At 37.6% G+C, this 18,029-nt stretch carries 20 protein-coding genes and 2 tRNA genes; 12 read left to right on the top strand and 10 right to left on the bottom strand.

What is annotated here, in order from left to right; all coding sequences use genetic code 11:
* Positions 1-5 precede the first annotated feature (5 nt).
* The 6 genes from mnmE to rpmH all read right to left on the bottom strand — a co-directional run bounded on the left by mnmE (position 6) and on the right by rpmH (position 3,550).
* Positions 6-1,382 (bottom strand): tRNA uridine-5-carboxymethylaminomethyl(34) synthesis GTPase MnmE, encoded by a 1,377-nt coding sequence (gene mnmE / locus AC0NJP_RS14875; RefSeq protein WP_474700327.1) that lies wholly within the window; start codon positions 1,380-1,382, stop codon positions 6-8.
* An 81-nt stretch (positions 1,383-1,463) separates the two neighbouring features.
* The gene (jag, locus tag AC0NJP_RS14870) at positions 1,464-2,084 is read right to left on the bottom strand and encodes an RNA-binding cell elongation regulator Jag/EloR (RefSeq protein ID WP_474041085.1); all 621 of its coding nucleotides are present in this window, start codon (positions 2,082-2,084) and stop codon (positions 1,464-1,466) included.
* An 18-nt stretch (positions 2,085-2,102) separates the two neighbouring features.
* A complete protein-coding gene (locus AC0NJP_RS14865) occupies positions 2,103-2,711 on the bottom strand; it encodes a YidC/Oxa1 family membrane protein insertase (RefSeq protein ID WP_474041111.1) in 609 nt (202 codons plus the stop codon).
* A 61-nt stretch (positions 2,712-2,772) separates the two neighbouring features.
* Positions 2,773-2,979, bottom strand: coding sequence for a membrane protein insertion efficiency factor YidD (gene yidD / locus AC0NJP_RS14860; protein WP_474041086.1), 207 nt, complete (start codon positions 2,977-2,979; stop codon positions 2,773-2,775).
* Positions 2,979-3,359 (bottom strand): ribonuclease P protein component, encoded by a 381-nt coding sequence (rnpA, locus tag AC0NJP_RS14855; RefSeq protein WP_474041087.1) that lies wholly within the window; start codon positions 3,357-3,359, stop codon positions 2,979-2,981. The genes yidD and rnpA overlap by 1 nt, the downstream gene beginning before the upstream one ends.
* A gap of 56 nt (positions 3,360-3,415) precedes the next feature.
* Positions 3,416-3,550, bottom strand: a complete 135-nt coding sequence (gene rpmH / locus AC0NJP_RS14850) for a 50S ribosomal protein L34 (protein WP_092074531.1) — start codon at positions 3,548-3,550, stop codon at positions 3,416-3,418.
* A 583-nt stretch (positions 3,551-4,133) separates the two neighbouring features.
* Here rpmH and dnaA point away from each other — a divergent pair.
* From dnaA to gyrB, 7 genes are all read left to right on the top strand, one after another.
* Complete coding sequence (dnaA, locus tag AC0NJP_RS14845; protein WP_474700326.1) at positions 4,134-5,510, top strand: chromosomal replication initiator protein DnaA; 1,377 nt, start codon at positions 4,134-4,136, stop codon at positions 5,508-5,510.
* Between the two features lie 361 nt (positions 5,511-5,871).
* Positions 5,872-6,981: a DNA polymerase III subunit beta gene (gene dnaN / locus AC0NJP_RS14840; protein WP_474041089.1), complete on the top strand. Its 1,110-nt coding sequence runs from the start codon at positions 5,872-5,874 to the stop codon at positions 6,979-6,981.
* Positions 6,982-7,015: 34 nt separating this feature from the next.
* The gene (locus AC0NJP_RS14835; RefSeq protein WP_474700325.1) at positions 7,016-7,231 is read left to right on the top strand and encodes an RNA-binding S4 domain-containing protein; all 216 of its coding nucleotides are present in this window, start codon (positions 7,016-7,018) and stop codon (positions 7,229-7,231) included.
* A 3-nt stretch (positions 7,232-7,234) separates the two neighbouring features.
* Positions 7,235-8,350: a DNA replication/repair protein RecF gene (recF, locus tag AC0NJP_RS14830; protein ID WP_474700324.1), complete on the top strand. Its 1,116-nt coding sequence runs from the start codon at positions 7,235-7,237 to the stop codon at positions 8,348-8,350.
* Positions 8,338-9,189, top strand: a complete 852-nt coding sequence (locus AC0NJP_RS14825) for a DciA family protein (RefSeq protein WP_474041092.1) — start codon at positions 8,338-8,340, stop codon at positions 9,187-9,189. The genes recF and AC0NJP_RS14825 overlap by 13 nt, the downstream gene beginning before the upstream one ends.
* Positions 9,167-9,421 carry an extracellular matrix regulator RemB gene (remB, locus tag AC0NJP_RS14820; protein WP_474041093.1) on the top strand — a complete coding sequence of 85 codons (255 nt, stop codon included), beginning with the start codon at positions 9,167-9,169 and terminating at the stop codon, positions 9,419-9,421. The genes AC0NJP_RS14825 and remB overlap by 23 nt, the downstream gene beginning before the upstream one ends.
* A 19-nt stretch (positions 9,422-9,440) precedes the next feature.
* The gene (gene gyrB / locus AC0NJP_RS14815; RefSeq protein ID WP_474041094.1) at positions 9,441-11,402 is read left to right on the top strand and encodes a DNA topoisomerase (ATP-hydrolyzing) subunit B; all 1,962 of its coding nucleotides are present in this window, start codon (positions 9,441-9,443) and stop codon (positions 11,400-11,402) included.
* Between the two features lie 45 nt (positions 11,403-11,447).
* Here the strand turns inward: gyrB and AC0NJP_RS14810 are convergent, their stop codons facing one another.
* Positions 11,448-11,699: a hypothetical protein gene (locus tag AC0NJP_RS14810; protein WP_474700323.1), complete on the bottom strand. Its 252-nt coding sequence runs from the start codon at positions 11,697-11,699 to the stop codon at positions 11,448-11,450.
* Positions 11,700-11,819: 120 nt separating this feature from the next.
* On the opposite strand from AC0NJP_RS14810, the gene AC0NJP_RS14805 reads away from it, so the two are divergent.
* The 3 genes from AC0NJP_RS14805 (at position 11,820) to AC0NJP_RS14795 (ending at position 12,429) form a co-directional block, all read left to right on the top strand.
* Entirely contained in the window at positions 11,820-12,086 is a 267-nt protein-coding gene (locus AC0NJP_RS14805; protein ID WP_474041096.1) for an HPr family phosphocarrier protein, read from the top strand.
* 189 nt (positions 12,087-12,275) lie between these two features.
* Positions 12,276-12,349: transfer RNA gene (locus AC0NJP_RS14800), tRNA-Gln, on the top strand.
* A gap of 4 nt (positions 12,350-12,353) precedes the next feature.
* A tRNA-Lys gene (locus AC0NJP_RS14795) sits at positions 12,354-12,429 on the top strand.
* 266 nt (positions 12,430-12,695) lie between these two features.
* Here the strand turns inward: AC0NJP_RS14795 and AC0NJP_RS14790 are convergent.
* Entirely contained in the window at positions 12,696-13,670 is a 975-nt protein-coding gene (locus tag AC0NJP_RS14790) for an Abi family protein (protein ID WP_474700322.1), read from the bottom strand.
* A gap of 244 nt (positions 13,671-13,914) precedes the next feature.
* On the opposite strand from AC0NJP_RS14790, the gene AC0NJP_RS14785 reads away from it, so the two are divergent.
* On the top strand, positions 13,915-15,192 hold the full coding sequence (locus AC0NJP_RS14785) for a hypothetical protein (protein ID WP_474700321.1): 1,278 nt from the start codon (positions 13,915-13,917) through the stop codon (positions 15,190-15,192).
* Between the two features lie 33 nt (positions 15,193-15,225).
* Here AC0NJP_RS14785 and AC0NJP_RS14780 read toward each other — a convergent pair whose 3' ends face one another.
* Both AC0NJP_RS14780 and AC0NJP_RS14775 read right to left on the bottom strand, forming a co-directional pair.
* On the bottom strand, positions 15,226-16,515 hold the full coding sequence (locus tag AC0NJP_RS14780; protein ID WP_474700320.1) for a tyrosine-type recombinase/integrase: 1,290 nt from the start codon (positions 16,513-16,515) through the stop codon (positions 15,226-15,228).
* Between the two features lies 1 nt (position 16,516).
* Complete coding sequence (locus AC0NJP_RS14775) at positions 16,517-17,692, bottom strand: helix-turn-helix domain-containing protein (protein WP_474700319.1); 1,176 nt, start codon at positions 17,690-17,692, stop codon at positions 16,517-16,519.
* A 105-nt stretch (positions 17,693-17,797) separates the two neighbouring features.
* Between AC0NJP_RS14775 and AC0NJP_RS14770 the strand changes: the two genes are divergently transcribed.
* Positions 17,798-18,025: a helix-turn-helix domain-containing protein gene (locus AC0NJP_RS14770; RefSeq protein ID WP_474700318.1), complete on the top strand. Its 228-nt coding sequence runs from the start codon at positions 17,798-17,800 to the stop codon at positions 18,023-18,025.
* Positions 18,026-18,029 lie beyond the last annotated feature (4 nt).

The raw sequence follows: 18,029 nt of genomic DNA, 5'->3' as shown, positions 1-18,029 counted from the left end.
ATCTCCTACTTTCCAATACAAAATTGACTAAAAATCTGGTCAAGTAAATCATCCTGAACCGTTTCACCAGTTACCTCACCGAGAAATTCCCAGGCAGAACGTAAATCAATTACGACACAATCAACGGGAAAAGATTGTTCTAAAGCGCCAAGAGCTGCTCTTAAATGACCCGCAGCCCGTTCTAAAGAATGTTGTTGCCGTAAATTTGCTACATAGACGCTTTCCGCCGTTACTTCGCCGGAATAGACAGTAGCTATAATTTGTTCTTCTAAAACATCAATGCCTTCGCCTGTCTCCACCGAAATAGGAATAAGCGGCCAATCAAGGAATTCTGCTACGTCCGCTTGCTCAATTAAAGGCTCTAAGTCGGTCTTATTCAAGAGAACAAAACCTTTTTGTCCTGATACAAGCGAAATAACTTTTCGATCTTCTTCGCTCAAAGCGCGGGAACGATCCAAAAGTAATAGTACTAAATCAGCACTTTCTAAAAGTTTATGCGCTTTTTCTACACCGATTTTTTCTACTAAATCATCGGTTTCATGAATTCCTGCTGTATCAATCAATCGCAGCGGCACGCCGCGGACGCTCACATATTCTTCGATACTGTCTCTAGTAGTGCCTGGTACACTTGTTACAATGGCCCGCTGCTCTTTTACTAAAGCATTTAACAAGCTCGATTTGCCTACGTTAGGCTTACCGATGATGACTGTTTTAATGCCATCTTTTATCATTCTACCACTTTCAGCCGAAACAAGTAAAATCTCTACTTTGTGGTGAATCTCCTGGGTCGTTTCAGCTACTTTTCCCAAGGTCATCTCTTCAATATCTTCGTCGGGAAAATCAATCATCGCTTCAAGTTGAGCAATCATTGCCAACAGATTATGACGCAGCTGCCCTACTTCCTTAGAAAGAGCTCCTTCTAAATGGCCAACAGCCTGCTTTAGCGAAGCATCCGTCTTAGCCCGGATTACATCCATAACCGCCTCGGCTTGTACCAAATCAAGGCGACCATTTAAAAAAGCCCGCTTCGTAAATTCACCAGGCTCCGCTAATCTAGCGCCATAAGTAAGTGTCAGAGAAAGAATTCGCCGCAATGCTGCCGAACCGCCATGACACTGAAACTCTACAACATCCTCAGTCGTATAAGAATGGGGCGCTTTCATGATAATAAGCAACGCTTCATCAACAATCTCGCCTGATTTTGGATCAATTACCCGGCCATAAACAGCCTCATGGGAGCGGAAGGAATCTATGTTACGACCAGAAGCGCTTTGAAATAAAGCACCAGCAATATAAACAGCCTTATCGCCGCTCACGCGGATAATACCGATCCCGCCTTCGCCCATTGCTGTAGCTACAGCACTAATTGTGTCATCTGTCATAACCTACTATTCACTCCTAAAAAATAAAATGATACTCAAAACCCAGTAATAGAGTCTATTACTGGGTTTTCATTCAAACAATTATTTTTTTAATGCGATAACTACTTTACGGTAGGGTTCGTTGCCTTCACTATAAGTAGCAATTTTGGGATCGCCCTGCAATGCCATATGTATGGTCCGTCGTTCTTGCGGACTCATTGGTTCAAGCGCAACTCGATCGCCGCGGCGTTTTACCTTATCAGCCAACCGATGCGCTAAGGCAATCAAAGTGTCTGATCGACGTTTACGATAATCTTCTACATCAAGTAAAATACGAACACGGTGCTCCGCATCGCGGTTCGCCGCTAAATTGACTAAATACTGTAACGCATCAAGAGTTTGACCATGTTTGCCGATTAAAGTACCTAGATCATTGCCACGGACTACAAATTGAATCGCATCTTCCGTTTCACTTTGTTCTAACGTAGCATCTAGATTCATTTGACCAAAGATCTCGTTTAAAAACTTTTGTGCTTCTTCGACAGGGTTAATCGGAATCACTGATACCTTTACCTTTGCCGGTTTGCTGCCGAAACCTAAAAACCCTTTGCTAGGCGCTTCAACAACTTCTACGGCAATTCGTTCACGCGGCACAGCTAGTTCAGTTAAAGCTAAATCCACTGCTTCTTCAACGGTTTTACCTGTTTTTTCAACACAGACCATGGTTCATTTGCCTCCTTATTAAACGGCAGGTTTCTCCCGGTACATCCACCATTGCTGTGCAATCTGAATAATATTGCCGAAGCTCCAATACAGTACCAGACCAGCCGGAAAAGTCAAACTAATGTAACCTACAAAGAGTGGCATAAAAATCATCATCATCTTATTTTGCTGTGTCGCTTCTGTCATTGTCTGATATTGTTGATAAAAAGTCGTGGCAGCTGATAACACAGGAAGAACATAAAGATGATCCGGTGATGCTAAATCGGCAATCCACAAAAAGCTGGCATTATCGCCAAAACTAAAATCGCGCAAAGCATAAAAAATTGCAATAAGGAATGGCATTTGAATCACTAAAGGCAAACAACCTGCCAAAGGATTCACGCCTGCCGAACGATAAAGTTCAGCCATTTCTTTATTGAGCTTTTCTTTGTCGCCTTTATATTTTTCCTGCAAGGCTTTCATTTTTGGCTGTAATTCCTGCATGGCTTTCATCGATTTGACTTGTTTTACCGTTAATGGATAAAGAGCCATTTTAATGACAAAGGTGAGTAATAAAATAGCTAAGCCATAATTTGCATAGCCGGTCATTGCAGTCAGTCCGTAAAAGAACACTAAAACTTCCTGCATAATCTGACTCAAAAAATCCAAAAAAATCCACTCCTCTAATCTCGATCGGAAACTTTATATACTAAACAGGATCATAACCGCCGGGATGAAAAGGATGACAACGTAAAATCCGCTTTAACGCCATCCAGCCGCCTTTAAAAATCCCGTATTTTTCAATAGCTAAGCGGGCGTATTCACTGCAAGTAGGAAAAAAACGGCAAGATGGTCCCTTTAGAGGAGAAATTCCGGTTTGGTAAAACCAAATTAACCAAAGTGCCAGTTTTTTCATCAGGACTGCCTTCTTTCTTCGTCCAGCAAAATTTTAGCCCTTTTACATAAATCTAAAAAAGCTTTCGTGACCGTCGCTTGACCTTGTCCGACAACAGGACCTCGTCCGATGACGATGAGGTCAAAACCATGTTTTAATTTTGACTGATTGAGCCGATAAGCTTCTTTAAAAAGCCGTTTGACACGATTGCGTACTACAGCGCCGCCCAAACGTTTTCCTGTTACAAAACCGGCGCGGCGGTCAACCGAAGAGTTTTTCATAACATAAAGCACAGCAAATCGATTTGCCACCGATTTGCCGCAGCGATAAACAAACTGAAATTCTTTATTTTTTCGCAGCAAGTGTGCTTTTTTCAAAAAGAAAGTTTTTTCTTTATCCAATCGCTAATCACACCTTAATCATAAGGAGAAAAAAAGGCCACTCATAGGCGGCCTTATTATGCGGACAGTTTTTTTCTGCCTCTGGCACGTCTTCTTTTTAATACAAGACGTCCGCCTTTTGTTTTCATGCGTTCACGAAAACCGTGAGTTCTTTTTTTCCAAAGCGTATTTGGTTGATATGTGCGTTTCATCTATTGACACCTCCCTCAAAAGAACGCGGATAATCCCATGTTAAAATTCATACATTTTAACTACTAAAGATTATAGACCAGCCTCCAGAGAGTGTCAAGGAAATTACCAAGAAAAATCGCCTATTATTCCAGGGTTTGTTTTCCTAACAACATATTTTATAAAGTTATCGACAAATTATGTGGATAAGTTGGTGATTATCCATAAATAAGTGTTGATAACCCCTAGCTATTTTGTTACTATTATCTTAATGAAATTTTAAATAGGATTTCTTTATTTATTATTATCCCACAAATAAAACGGAGTTATACACAAAATCGCCTCTTTATACACAGAATTATCCACATAAATTTATAAATCAATAATACCACTAAATACCTGAGCGCAAGATTGATCTTTCCTCGCTGATGTATTTTTTTTTCGCCTTTACTTCTGTTTTATAAAAAAACTTATGCACACCTGTTGATAAGCATGTGGATAACTTATGTTATCTTATCTATTTTATATGGAAACTGTGAAAGGATTGACATGACTTTGGATAATCACACAAGTATGGCCTCCGTTTGGGAGCAAGTTCTTCATATTATGGAAAAGGAAGTAATTAAGCCGCTGTTTGATACTTGGATCAAATCAAGCATTCCCATAAAAATGACAGATACTACTTTTCAGATCGGCACGCCCAAACAATTTATTAAAGAATGGCTAGAAAGTCGCTATAAGACAAAAATTGAACAAACCTTATTATTTATTACGGAGAAGCCTTACGAAGTCCAATTCATTAACCTTGATTTGGCCGATGAAGAAGAAAAAGAACCCATCGAGCCTGAGCAGCCAGCCATAGAAGCAATACCAACCACTACGAACGAGCTTTTTTCAGAAGAAAAACCAACGCGCTCGTCAGAAAAACCAGAAAAAATAGCAACTCCCGAAGACTTCCCCTCTACTTTAAATCCTAAGTATGTCTTTGAAACTTTTGTTATTGGTAATTCCAACCGCTTTGCCCACGCAGCTTCACTCGCTGTAGCCGAAGTACCTGCCAAAGTTTACAATCCCTTTTTTATTTATGGCGGCGTCGGTCTTGGCAAAACCCATCTGATGCACGCGATTGGCCACCGCATCTTGCAACATCATCCTGACAGCAAAGTCTTATATATTTCCAGTGAAAAATTCACCAATGAATTGATTAATTCGATCCGCGACGGCAATCCCGAAAGTTTTCGTAATAAATACCGGAATATTGACGTCTTATTAGTCGATGATATTCAATTTCTTTCGAAAAAAGAACATACTCAGGAAGAATTTTTCCACACTTTTAATACATTGCACGAAGCAAACAAGCAAATTATTATTTCCAGTGATCGACCGCCAAAAGAAATACCTACACTAGAAGATCGCTTACGGTCCCGATTTGAATGGGGTTTGATTACAGATATTCAGCCGCCTGATCTCGAGACACGTATCGCCATCCTAAGAAAAAAAGCACTTCTCGAAAACTTAAACGTGCCCAATGATGTAATGGTTTATATTGCTAGCCATATTGATAATAATATTAGAGAACTAGAAGGCGCTCTGATCCGAGTCATGGCCTTTGCTTCGCTAACTAATAAAGCAATCGATATTACTGTCTGTACGGAAGCTTTAAAAGATATTTTACCGAATAATCGTCCCAAACAAATTACACCTGATTTAATTCAAGAGGAAGTCGCTGCTTTCTTTAAAATTAAACTTGAAGATTTTTCGGCCAAAAAACGAACCCGTAATGTAACCTATCCGCGTCAAATCGCTATGTATCTTTGTCGCGAACTAACTGATATTTCGCTGCCTCGTATCGGCGAACTGTTTGGCGGCCGCGATCATACCACTGTAATTCACGCCCATGACAAAATTAGTCGTGAGCGCAGCGAAGATTCAAAACTTCATAATATTATCATTGAATTAATCAAACGGATCGAAAATAACTAACCCCCACTTTTTGTGTATAACCGTCTAATAAAACTGTAGATCAAATGTGTATATCTTTTTCCCCATTTTTTCTCTGGATTATGTGTAAAAGTTAGGCTACTTTATCAACACTCTATACACAGCTACTTTATTGAGTCTATATGAGCTTTATAGCCCTTTCCACAAATCCACAGGCCCTACTATGATTACGACTATCTTTTTTATTTATTTCTTCTTTAAAAATAATAATATAACTCACAAAATCTGTTCATAACTTACAAAACTTCGTGCTTAATTCCTACCAGACAAATTTCAAAAAGTAGGTTATACTATAAAAATTAACGACTCCTTTTATTTCGTACACAGTTTGGAGGAATAACACATGATAGTTACCTGTTCTCAGGATCGTCTTAATAAGGCAGTACAAACTGTCCAAAAGGCAATCGCATCAAAAACTCCTATGCCTATATTGACCGGTATTTATTTAGCCGCAAAAAATAATCGCCTTGAATTACAGGCGACTGATTATGAAATCGGTATTAGTTGTACCATTGACGCTGAAGTCGATGAAGAAGGCGTCACAGTATTATCGGGTCGTATGTTTCAAGATATGGTCAGACGTCTTCCCGGCGAGAAGATTCGCATTGAAACAGATCAACAAGATAAAACCATAAAAATTACAGCTGACACATCAACTTTTAATTTATTATGCCTACCGGCAGAAGAGTTCCCCGTACTAACCCCATTTGCTGATGACAATGTCTTATATATTAAAGATAATGTGCTAAGGGAAATGATCAAAAAGACCACCTTTGCTTGTGCCACCGAAGATTCACGCCCTATCTTTACGGGCGCTTTACTAGAAGCTTCCAATCAGAGTGTATGCATGGTTGCTACGAATACCCATCGCTTAGCACTGAAAAAAGATGCCATTGATAGTTTTGAAGGAATGCTCAAGATGATTATTCCCTCAAAGATTTTAAATGAAATTGCCCGTCTTTTGACTTCGGACATTCCTTTTGATGTAAAAATTTCCTGGCAGAAAAATCAAGTATCCTTCTTTTTTGATGATGTTTATATTGTGTCTAGACTCATTGAAGGAGCTTTTCCTGACTATAACAAAGTAATTCCTCAGGATTTTGCCACTATCGTTACTGTTAAGACGGATCTCTTTCTTGATGCCGTGGAACGTGTTTCCCTAATTGCCCGTGAAGGTGATTATAATATTATTAAATTCCATTTCAAAGACAATCAGATTGTAATTACTTCCGCTAATCCAGAGCTCGGCAAAGCTCAGGAAATTATTACTGCTGATATTAAGGGGAATGAACTGGATATTGCTTTTAATGCAAAATATGTCAGTGATATTTTAAAAAATAGCAATAGCGAACAGGTCATCTTTTCTTTAAATACACCGCTTAGTCCGGCTGCGATTCGACCGGAAGCAAATGATCAATATACTTATATTATTACGCCTGTAAGAGCAAACTAAGGACTAAAACGATAGAACGTAAGCAGGAGAAGTTATGGAATCTATTGAAATTAACACAGATACAATCCAACTTGATCAATTTTTAAAATGGGCAGGCATTGTGGAATCGGGCGGTCAAGTCAAGCATTTACTCGCAGATGAAATGATTTATTTGAATGACCAGCTTGTTACGGAAAAACGTAAAAAGTTAAAAGCTGGCGATATTATTACGATCGAGGGCGTCGGAACTTATCAAATCGTTACAGGGTGAGTTATGAGAATTGAACGCCTGATATTGACAGCCTACCGCAATTACAGTCATGTAGAGCTTATTTTTCCTGAAAACATCAATTTGTTGATCGGAAAAAACGCCCAGGGAAAAACAAATCTACTAGAATCGCTCTATTTAGCGATTTTGGGACGGTCCTATCGGACAGCCCATGATGAAGAATTGATCCAGTTTGATCAGTCGCAGAGCTTAGTGAAAATCATTTTTTCTACCGAACAAACCGATCACGAGGTTACTTTTCGGTACACCCGACACAAGAAAAAAGAGATTTTTCTCAACTTAACGCCGATTAAGCAAAATGAGCTAGTCGGTTTGTTTCATGCTGTGCTTTTTTCTCCAGATGACCTCTTGTTATTAAAAGGTTCACCGGCGCTTCGGCGTCGGTTTATTGACATTGAATTTTCTCAAACAAATTCCAGTTATTATAAACTGCTTATCAAATACAATCGCTTGCTGCAGCAACGGAATAACTTGTTAAAAGAAATTCGCGAACGAAAAGCGACGGAAAACCTTCTGCCGCCTTGGGACTTGCAGTTAGCGGAAGTTGGTTCTTATATCGTCAATCGACGGTTGAACTCTATGAAAAAGATTGCCATGCTGTCTCATTTAATGCATCGAAAACTAACGGGAAACCTGGAGAATCTTACGGTGAAATATATACTTCACGGTTTTGAGGGAAATGAGATTCCGGTAGAACGAGCAGAAATCAAAGATTGGCTTTCTTACTGCTTAGAGCAAAACCGTCAGAAAGATATTTGGCGCGGCAGTACTTCTGTGGGGCCCCATCGGGACGATCTTGATTTTTTTATTGATCAGATTGATGCGAAGACCTATGCTTCGCAGGGGCAGCAGCGTACAGCGATTCTTGCCTTAAAACTGGCGGAAATTGAATACATTAAGTCAGAAACAGGCGGCTATCCCCTGTTGCTCTTAGATGATGTCATGAGCGAACTGGACATGAGCCGCCGCGCTTATTTACTGGACTTTATAAAAGACCGGATTCAAACTTTTATTACAGCCACCGATGACAGGGATTTTCCTGAAAACTACGGCGGTAAAGTATATCGCGTCAATCAGGGGGCGATTGCATGGAAAGAGTAGCTGCTGTATTGCCGAAAACTTTTCAGAAACTAGGACTTACGAAAAAATTTCGCGCTGAAACAGTCATGTACCGTTGGGGTGAGATTGTTGGCAGTGATATTGCTCAACATACAAGGCCTGTTTCGCTTCAATTTGGGTTACTCTTTGTCGCCGTAAATAATCCTGTTTGGATGCACCATTTGTCCTTGATGAAGGAAAAGCTGATTCGTCAAATTAATCAATTTGCCCAATTGGAGCTCCTTAAAGATATTAAATTTCAGCCGGGCGCTGTGAAGATCATTGCTGGTGATACGAATGAACAGCCTGATTTATCGTTAAAGCGGAAGCTGAATCAAATTGTTTTATCAAAAGAGGATGTCACAGAAATTCGCGCATTAATTAGCGAGGTTCAGTCAGAGCCGCTGCAAAAACAGCTTTTTTCTTTGCTGGTAAAAGAAAAGAGGTTACAGCGCTATAAAGAACAGCAAGGATATCATCCTTGTCCTAATTGCGGGATTCTTTGTCCTAAAGAAGAAGCGACTTGCTTTATTTGTTCGCTTCAGTCTAAGCATGATAAAATTGAAGTGGTCTATAAATTTCTTTATGACGCTCCCTGGCTGGCTTATCGTGAGTTAAACAAATTTCTTTCAGCCAGTGAGTTTGAATATAACAAAGCCAAAGAGCGGCTTATCGAAAAGTTTTCGCAAAAGATTTTTGAAACCAATCCGCCGCCTCTGACAGAAGAAACACTAGTTATGCTGCTTACAGGAGCCAAACCAGATCAGTTGAATCAGGCTCTGATTGAAAGAACCTTACGCAAAGTCAGGAGGAAGAAATATGTTTTTACACCTCGGCAGTGATTACGTAGTTCCTCTGAAAAATGTTATTGCAATTACTGATATGAAAAATGTAAAATCAGGAATCAATCAAGAATTTATTAAGGCAAAACGCAGTCAAAAGGTTGTTATTGACATTTCTGAGGGAAATCCTAAAAGTTTTGTCATTACTGATAAAAAAATTTATTTATCAGCTATTTCGGCTTTAACTTTAAAAAAACGAGCTGATCATGTACCAGAGTCAGAAGAAGAGTAAGTAAAGGTTGGAGGTAATTATGAGCAACGATACGAATGAAAGACCGGAAACAGAGGGGCTTTTTGCAGAAGAAGAAATTACGACAACAGTCAATGGGGATTATGGCGCGCAGCAGATCCAGATTCTAGAAGGATTAGAGGCTGTTCGTAAGCGTCCTGGTATGTATATTGGCAGTACCTCGTCAAGAGGTCTCCATCACTTAGTATATGAAGTCGTTGACAATGCCATTGACGAAGCTCTAGCTGGCTACTGCGATACAGTCCATGTGTTGATTCATCCTGATAACAGTATTACTGTATCTGATAATGGCCGCGGCATCCCTGTTGATATGCATGAAGTCGGGAAACCTGCTGTGGAAGTTGTTATGACAGTTCTTCACGCCGGTGGTAAATTTGGCGGGGAAGGTTATAAAGTATCAGGCGGTCTTCATGGCGTCGGTGTCTCTGTTGTAAACGCTTTAAGCGAATGGCTGGAAGTTACGGTGAAGCGAGCCGGCTTTGAATATCAAATGCGCTTTGAACGGGGCGATACCGTAAAAACGTTGCAAAAAATTGGGCCGACTGAGGAAACGGGTACGAAAGTAACCTTTAAGCCTGATGCAGAAATTTTTGAAGATCTTGTTTATCATTTTGATACATTGCGTCAGCGTTTGAGAGAACTAGCATATCTCAATAAGGGACTTGCTATTGATTTGACTGACGAACGAACCGGCGTACAGCAAAAGTATCATTTTGAAGGTGGCATTATATCCTTCGTGGAGCAGCTAAATCACAATAAAGATGTGCTTCATACGAAGCCAATCTATCTTCATGGCAGTAAAGATACGACGATTGCGGAAATTGCCATTCAGTATAATGACAGCTATATTGAAAATATTTATTCCTTCGTTAATAATATTAATACGCATGAAGGCGGTACACATCTGAGCGGTTTTAAAATTGCTTTGACGCGAACCATTAATGATTTTGCCCGCAAGCTGAATCAATTAAAAGATAATGATGAAAACTTAAGTGGCGACGATATTCGTGAAGGTCTTACTGTGGTGTTGAGCGTTAAGCTGCAGGAGCCTCAGTTTGAAGGACAGACGAAAACGAAGCTTGGCAATAGCGAAGTGCGCGGAATTGTCGATAATATTGTGAGCGAAGGCCTGAATGAGTTTTTTGAAGAAAATCCTTCGGTCATTAAAAAGATTATTGAAAAGGCTGTTATGGCTTCAAGGGCCAGAGAAGCGGCTCGCAAAGCCAGAGAACTTACGAGACGAAAAAGTGCTCTGGAAATTAGTTCGCTGCCAGGCAAGCTAGCTGACTGTTCTATCAAAGATCCCATGCAGACAGAAATTTATCTCGTCGAAGGTGATTCGGCTGGCGGCAGCGCGAAACAAGGCCGTGACCGCCGCTTCCAGGCAATTCTGCCGTTGCGCGGAAAAATTCTCAATGTAGAAAAAGCTCGCCTTGATAAAATTTTAAATAACGAAGAAATTCGTTCTATGATTACTGCTTTTGGTAATGGGATTGGTGAAGAATTTAATCTGGAAAAAAGTCGCTATGGCAAAATTATTATTATGACAGATGCTGACGTAGACGGTGCTCATATTCGGACATTACTGTTAACCTTTTTCTATCGCTATATGAAACCTTTGATTGAAGCAGGCCGTATTTATATTGCGCAGCCGCCTTTATATCAGGTGAAAAAGGGGCGGGAAAGCTGGTATCTGTACAGCGATAAGGAAATGGACAATTTACTCAATCGAATCGGCCGCGACGGCATTAATGTACAACGCTACAAAGGTCTTGGCGAAATGAATCCAGAGCAGCTCTGGACGACAACTATGAATCCGGAAGTACGTACCATTTTACAGGTTAGTCTTGATGACGCCCTTAGCGCCGATGAAACTTTCTCAGTGCTCATGGGCGACAAGGTAGAGCCTCGCCGAAAATTTATTGAAGACTATGCCCATACGGTACGAAATCTCGATATATAATAAAAAAAGGCAGAGAAAAATTCTTTCTCTGTCTTTTCTTTGCTGTTAGTAACGAAATCTGCGGCGCATTCTGGGAAAGTAACGAGGAAAAGTGGGAATAGTACCGAGATTATTGGCAATGGCCACTGATAGAATATCACTATAATCTGATGGAAGATAGGAAACCTGGCCGTACATGGTCTGGGAAGGATAAGCTGTTCCAAGCGGCGCGATATACGTATAAGGAGCATAATAGTAATAGCCTGTAGACAGTACCGGCCAATGGGTAAAGTAAGGATTATAATAATGAATTCGCATTATAAAGCTCCTTTTTGGTTATTTTTATATAGTATGTTGTAAACTCGAGTACTGCTATATTTGGACTTGCCTAACGATTTATTCATTGCTAGAATGAAGAAAATGGGAGGAGGAATTATCATGAAAGAAGCAACAGTTACTTTGAAAAATCCTTCAGGGCTTCATGCTCGTCCGGCGGCGCAATTTACCCAAGCGGCAGCAAAATTTAAAACGACTACCATTAAGCTAAGCAAAGAAGATAAGGAAGTTGATGCGAAAAGTATCTTAGCATTGATGAGCTTTGGCGCTGCCTGTGGTTCGGTTTTGACGATTCGCGCTACTGGCGATGAAGAAGAAGCCGCTGTGAAAACTTTGGCCGAGCTTGTAGAAAGCGGCTTTGGCGAATAAAATAGAGAGAAACTGGCAGATCGGCATGGTCCAAGAGATCAGTTCGTTTCCTTGCCAGTTTTTTTTATTGGCGCCAAATTTCAGTCAAGTAGCTCATTTTCAAAGTAGCAATTTTCAAATTAGACTTGACATAAAAAAAATAAAGATCTATAATATTAAGGTGTCATGAAGATAGTTAAGTAAGTCTATTGGGGTATCGCCAAGCGGTAAGGCATCGGACTCTGACTCCGACATCCTAGGTTCGAATCCTAGTACCCCAGCCATTATGACTCACTAGCTCAATTGGCAGAGCAACTGACTCTTAATCAGTAGGTTCGGGGTTCGACTCCCCGGTGGGTCACCAAGAAAGAATGTAGGTATATCAAGGGCTGAACAGCTCTGTGGTATACCTTTTTTGTTTGTTATTATGTAGAGTGTGCCACTTATTTGCCACTTATTTTGAAAAATGAATAGAAAATATAAAAAAGCAGACCCCAATATTGGTCTGCTAATAAAATTAAAAAGAGAGACGGACGCATCCATCTCCCTTAGGTGTAGTCCGAAGACATTCACCGCTATTCGTTATCTATAGTATACCTTTAGTTATAAAATTATGCAATACAAAAAATGTCAAATAAATTTCTGTAATTTTTGTATTTTATTAGATGTATTGGTTGGGATAATTCTTGAATATATTCCTATATTAATTTTTTTTCTTAAGGCTTCAGTAATATTTTCAAATTGAGTAATTAATCGTTTTATTTCATTTTTAGGTACGGATAGTCTCTTTAATAAATAACAGATTAATATAAGATAATCAACTATTGACAAAAAATCTATATCGGAAATTTTTGTATCATTTTGTAAGCATTTTATAGTTTTAGAATTAATTTTTGAACTCTTAAATCTTGTATCAAAAATTATATCATTATGAGCAACTGAATTACGTAAATCTTTAATAATATAAATTATTGATTCTGTGAGAGTGCCGTCGGCATCGAATGCTTTATTTAGGCCTAGCGATCTAGAAATTTCATGTTGAGTTATAGTATTAAGGCAAGCTACAAAGTTGCCAAATTCCCCTAAACTAAGTACTTCAAATATTGCCCAAATAGGTACATTTCTATCTTTGTGATAAAAATGCTGTATTACTAATTTATTAGGATAACTTCTTGCTATTGCTTGGTAGATGTGATTTCTTAAATCTAGACGTCTTTTTAAACTTTTTCTATAAATTTCAGAATTAGGGAGTAAATCTTTATATTTTGTTAAAAGAACTGTAAAAATGTCATTAAAAGACTCTGTTCCACTTTTCTCTAATACAACTTCTAAAACATAGTTTTTTAGGGCGGTTTCAATAAACATAATTTTTGAATAAAATAAGCTTTTTAGTGCCATATCAAATTCATTCATTGCCAATATTTCTTCAAAGTCTGAATAGGCAATTCTATTTTTAGGGGTGTGATGATATCTATATCCTTTAAATCCATGATAATAACCTATGTTACGCAGTTTTCTTTTTTGGGCACTACCATCTATGGTAATTTTATGTGCAATTCTAAGATGCTTCATTAAAGCATTAATGCTTTTAACACTTTTACTCATAAGATCAATCCTATTAGTTATTATTTAATTAAGTATATCATGTACATTCTAAACTAGACAATCTTTTGATTTGTTATAATTTATCAAAAGTAGTAAATAAAGAGCATTTAATATTTATTTTAACGAAAATTATATTTTTTTGTAGAATTAAAAAATTCAATACTTTATAGTAAAAGGAGAGTATTGTTTTTATAGAGAAATATTGTAAATAAATGCAGAATGTGCTATTTAGGAGATGATCTAATTGGGGAACTATATAGAACAAATAACTAATCATCCTATACATAATACCATTAAAAAAGTAAAAGGTATTATAGAACTTATTGATCCAGAAGTAGATAATTATATTAATTCAAGTAATATCGATGATTATGAAAGAATAAAGCGGGTTTATAATTATCTTGAAAATAAACTAGAAAAAATTGATCCTTATTTGTTGGATGTTCTAACCTTGAGTAATTTAAATTCACATATGCAAAATATTTATGTTAATTTAAATAACTTTTATAGTTCAAAAAATATCTCTGAATTAGCACAAGCATGTGTCAACATAGATAATCTTCTACGAGAAATAACATTTATATTTATAAGAGACGACAGTGATGGTAATGGTCTTAGGGAGACAATATTATCATTAAATAGATCGGCAAAAAGAGTAATATCTTCTTTAGAAAAGAAAGTTGATGAGATAGAAAATAAATCGAATGCATTATCTTCAAAAACAGAACAAACTGAAATTATTATAGATAACCAAAAAACTAGATTAGATGCTTTTATCAATCAAGTACACGAACAATCTGTTACAGCAGAAAATAGAAGAAATGAACAAATTAATCAAGGAGAGATAAAAAGAAATGCAGATTTTACTAATATGATGGATGAAAAAAAACGTCAAATTGATAATGAATTTGATAAAATTCGAGGTGAAATTAAAGAATTAGCAAATTCATTTAAAAAAATAGAAGATCAATTTAGATCAGAATTAAAAAGTGAAATTAAAGATGATATTCATGAAATTGGGCAGTATAAAGAAAGGGCGGAAAATTTACTTAACGTTATTTCTAATACTGGTATGGTAGGTGGATATCAAGTATATGCTAATAAACAAGAAAAAACTTCTCAGAGGTGGCAATACATAACGATAACCTCTTTTTTTAGTTTAATCATTTTTTGTTTATATTTATTTCATACGATGGCTAATTCTGAAATTAGTGTTAATACGTTTATTTTAAGATTGTTAACAGTATCAACGTTTCTCATTCTTGGGACTTATTCTGCAAAACAAGCTAGTAAACATGAAAAGCTTGAACGAAAATATAGAAGAATGGAGCTAGAACTTGCGTCGATTTACCCATACATTTCTACTCTTCCAGAAGAAACTAAAAATCAGTTAGTAGAACAATTTGCTTTAAAATACTTTGGGAATATAGAGGAGGATGAAGTAGAAGATAATGTGTCAGTATTTAATCCAGCTGATTTACCACAAAAAATTATAGCCGCCACAAAGAAAAGTGGAGAATAATTAAAATAATAGATATTGAAAAAAGCAGACCATTTATTTGGCCTGCTTTTTTTGTTTGGCTTTTTCTTTTTCTGTAGCCTGCTTTATAAATTCTTCCATTTTGTCGGTAGTTTCTTTTTCGGCCGACTTTAGAAGGTGGCTATATACTACTGTTGTAGTCGTAGTATTAGCATGTCCTAGCTTGCCTGCTATGGTACGAATATCTGTTCCTGATGTGATTAGATATGTAGCCGCCATATGTCGGAAACTATGAGGGCTTATTTTGGGGAGATCGTTATTTTTAATAAATTTCTTTAACCATGTATTTACAGAATCGGGATGGGCTTTTTGACCGTCCCAAGTTGTGAAAACAAAGTCGTTCTCTGTATTCTCTGCACCTTGCCACTTGCCACCATTTTCCGGTAATCCACCTAATTTTAAGCGTTGCGTTAATTGATCGGATTTATGCACTTGTAATAGATTCATAATACTTTTGGAAGCAGTTATCAATCTTTTACTGGATTCATTTTTAGGGTCTTTAATAATAATGCCTTGTTTCGGTATGTATTGGCTGGATTGTTCTATGGTGAGAGTGTTTTTTTCAAAGTCTATATGTTTCCATTGCAGGCCGAACATTTCACCGCGTCTCATGCCTGTAGACAGAAGTAGCAAGGCCCAAAGTTTATGCTTAGTTTCTTCTTGCTCTAGAAGGTAAAGAAATCGGCCTATTGTTTCCTCATCATAAATTCTTTTGTTCGTTCTATGAGTTTTGGGTGGATCTGTATGCTGACAGGGATTGAAAGACGCCAGTCCCCATTTTATAGCACGATTGAAAAGCATATTTAGCATACGATGGTACTTGTTGATTGTATTCTCTGAAAGGTGTATTTGTTCTTTGCGACTCCCTTGGTAAATGCCATCTTCGCTAAGATTTTTCATAAAAGATCGGATATGATTTGCAGTTATATCGTCCAGTTTCTTATGACCTATGGCGGCTTCTACTCTAGTAAAAAGGTTGTCGTAATACTGAATGGTACGAGGGGCTAGTCTAGGAGAATGTTCTTTGAAGTATTTATAAAACTGTTTTAATGTCATGCGGTTATTAGTCAAAATAGCACCGCCTTTAACTTCAGTAATCCATTGGGCGCGCAGGTCGGATGCTTCTTTAGCAGATTTAGCGGTAACTGTTTTAAAAAATTGTTGTTGTACTTTTTTAGGCTTGCCGTTTTGGTCTAGGATTATATTCCCTGCTATGTCTATGGCGTCTTTATAACCGTCAGTTACCCGTAATTCAAAAGTATTTTCGCTACGTTGACGGACACCTGCATAGGATTTTGTAGCCATACTATTCACCGTCCTTTTTATCTTGAAAATCTATAATCCATCTCTCTATAGTTTGATGACGAGCAACTCCCAATAAACGAGCAATTTCCTCATTTGTTTTCCCTTCTCTTCTCAGAAATATGGCTTTTAAAACTCTCTCTTCGTGTCTTCTTTTTCTATGCTCTGTTACAAAATGACGATTGCCGCATTCAGCGTGATGCTTCCAACTTCCTTTTACAGATGTAACGTCAGACCATTGCAGACATATAGGGCATTGCTTAATGATGCGTTGGCCAGTTATGATTTGCTGAAATTGATACCACATAGCGCTCAATAGGGAGTCAGGTTCTAATCCTTGTTCATATTGATCTTTTCTATAATTAAAAAACATTTTTAATTTTACCGGGTACTTATTAAGGTGAAAAAATACGATGTGGTTTAATAAAAGCTTTGCTAATAATAGGTTGTCATCTTTGGTAACTATGATACGTGCCGGAATTCTTAGTTGTCCGGTTAAAACAAAGTTGTTTTGTAAGCTAGATTGATCTTTAGAAATAAAGCTCTCTAAGCGGCCTATAAGTAAATTATGACTCGAATGTAATTTATAATTATCAGGTGGGTGTCCTAATTTAAAGTTGAAAATATTTCTTTCTTGCCACTTAAATATATTCTGTAGGACAGTTATGTTTTTGTTATTTATTAAATTCCATAATTCATAGGCCGTATTAAGTGCCCATTTTTGACGATGCCAAAATAAAAGGCTTTCTCCTTTAAAAATAGCCTTGTAAGCAGGGGGAGTTTTAATTGATAATAACGCTGGACGGCATAGTAAACCGAATTTATTAGCGAAATCAATATAGCTTTGTTCTGTGTTAGGAAGGTCTATAAACGTTTGAAATAACACAGGTTGATTTTTTGAGGGAGTATCACCGATATACGTTAAATGCGTGTAATCGTGATACTTATTTTTTTTAACCTGTTCTATAAGTTCTTTTTCAGTCAAAGCAACATAGCCAGTATGACCACCATTAATAGATTCAACTATGAAATCGCTATCGTTATCTAAATTGGAAATTTCAGTGCCGTTAATCTCTATAATATTGGTTTTTCGTTCAATGTGATGCTGGTAACTATGCCACCATTGCCAAGTTGGATCTACTAACTCAATAGATGGGATAAAATCACCTTCATGGAACATAGGCTTCCTCCTAATATAAATGTAATAGGAATGTAAAGTTTTAATACTTACAATAAAATTGTACAATAAAAATGTAAAAAAAACAACACACAAGGAAGTGTTATTATGAACGAAAAAAACGACTTGTTAACCATCAGAGAAATTAATCAGCGTGCGCGCTTGATGGGCTTATCAAAAATTTTTACAAGTTATCAATCTTTGTATCGGATGATCCGGGAGGGCGGCGTTCCTGTAGTCAAGGCCGGTAACCGGTATCTATTACGGATTTGTGATGTTGAGTCTTACCTTAGAGGTCAAATGAAACCAGCTAGCGGCGTTCGAAGAATAGACTAGTAGT

The organism is Pelorhabdus sp. sgz311002, assembly GCF_056134285.1.
Note: the sequence above shows the minus strand (reverse complement) of the source record. Positions and strands in the feature narration are given on the sequence as shown.

Excerpts from the sequence above, each read along its gene's own strand:
- dnaA (WP_474700326.1), top strand. The coding sequence starts at position 4,134 with ATGGAAAAGGAAGTAATTAAGCCGCTGTTTGATACTTGGATCAAATCA.
- dnaN (WP_474041089.1), top strand. The coding sequence starts at position 5,872 with ATGATAGTTACCTGTTCTCAGGATCGTCTTAATAAGGCAGTACAAACT.
- jag (WP_474041085.1), bottom strand. The coding sequence starts at position 2,084 with ATGGTCTGTGTTGAAAAAACAGGTAAAACCGTTGAAGAAGCAGTGGAT.
- recF (WP_474700324.1), top strand. The coding sequence starts at position 7,235 with ATGAGAATTGAACGCCTGATATTGACAGCCTACCGCAATTACAGTCAT.
- mnmE (WP_474700327.1), bottom strand. The coding sequence starts at position 1,382 with ATGACAGATGACACAATTAGTGCTGTAGCTACAGCAATGGGCGAAGGC.
- yidD (WP_474041086.1), bottom strand. The coding sequence starts at position 2,979 with ATGAAAAAACTGGCACTTTGGTTAATTTGGTTTTACCAAACCGGAATT.
- AC0NJP_RS14805 (WP_474041096.1), top strand. The coding sequence starts at position 11,820 with ATGAAAGAAGCAACAGTTACTTTGAAAAATCCTTCAGGGCTTCATGCT.
- AC0NJP_RS14780 (WP_474700320.1), bottom strand. The coding sequence starts at position 16,515 with ATGGCTACAAAATCCTATGCAGGTGTCCGTCAACGTAGCGAAAATACT.
- AC0NJP_RS14770 (WP_474700318.1), top strand. The coding sequence starts at position 17,798 with ATGAACGAAAAAAACGACTTGTTAACCATCAGAGAAATTAATCAGCGT.
- AC0NJP_RS14810 (WP_474700323.1), bottom strand. The coding sequence starts at position 11,699 with ATGCGAATTCATTATTATAATCCTTACTTTACCCATTGGCCGGTACTG.
- AC0NJP_RS14790 (WP_474700322.1), bottom strand. The coding sequence starts at position 13,670 with ATGAGTAAAAGTGTTAAAAGCATTAATGCTTTAATGAAGCATCTTAGA.
- remB (WP_474041093.1), top strand. The coding sequence starts at position 9,167 with ATGTTTTTACACCTCGGCAGTGATTACGTAGTTCCTCTGAAAAATGTT.
- AC0NJP_RS14835 (WP_474700325.1), top strand. The coding sequence starts at position 7,016 with ATGGAATCTATTGAAATTAACACAGATACAATCCAACTTGATCAATTT.
- AC0NJP_RS14865 (WP_474041111.1), bottom strand. The coding sequence starts at position 2,711 with ATGCAGGAAGTTTTAGTGTTCTTTTACGGACTGACTGCAATGACCGGC.
- rpmH (WP_092074531.1), bottom strand. The coding sequence starts at position 3,550 with ATGAAACGCACATATCAACCAAATACGCTTTGGAAAAAAAGAACTCAC.
- AC0NJP_RS14825 (WP_474041092.1), top strand. The coding sequence starts at position 8,338 with ATGGAAAGAGTAGCTGCTGTATTGCCGAAAACTTTTCAGAAACTAGGA.
- gyrB (WP_474041094.1), top strand. The coding sequence starts at position 9,441 with ATGAGCAACGATACGAATGAAAGACCGGAAACAGAGGGGCTTTTTGCA.
- AC0NJP_RS14775 (WP_474700319.1), bottom strand. The coding sequence starts at position 17,692 with ATGTTCCATGAAGGTGATTTTATCCCATCTATTGAGTTAGTAGATCCA.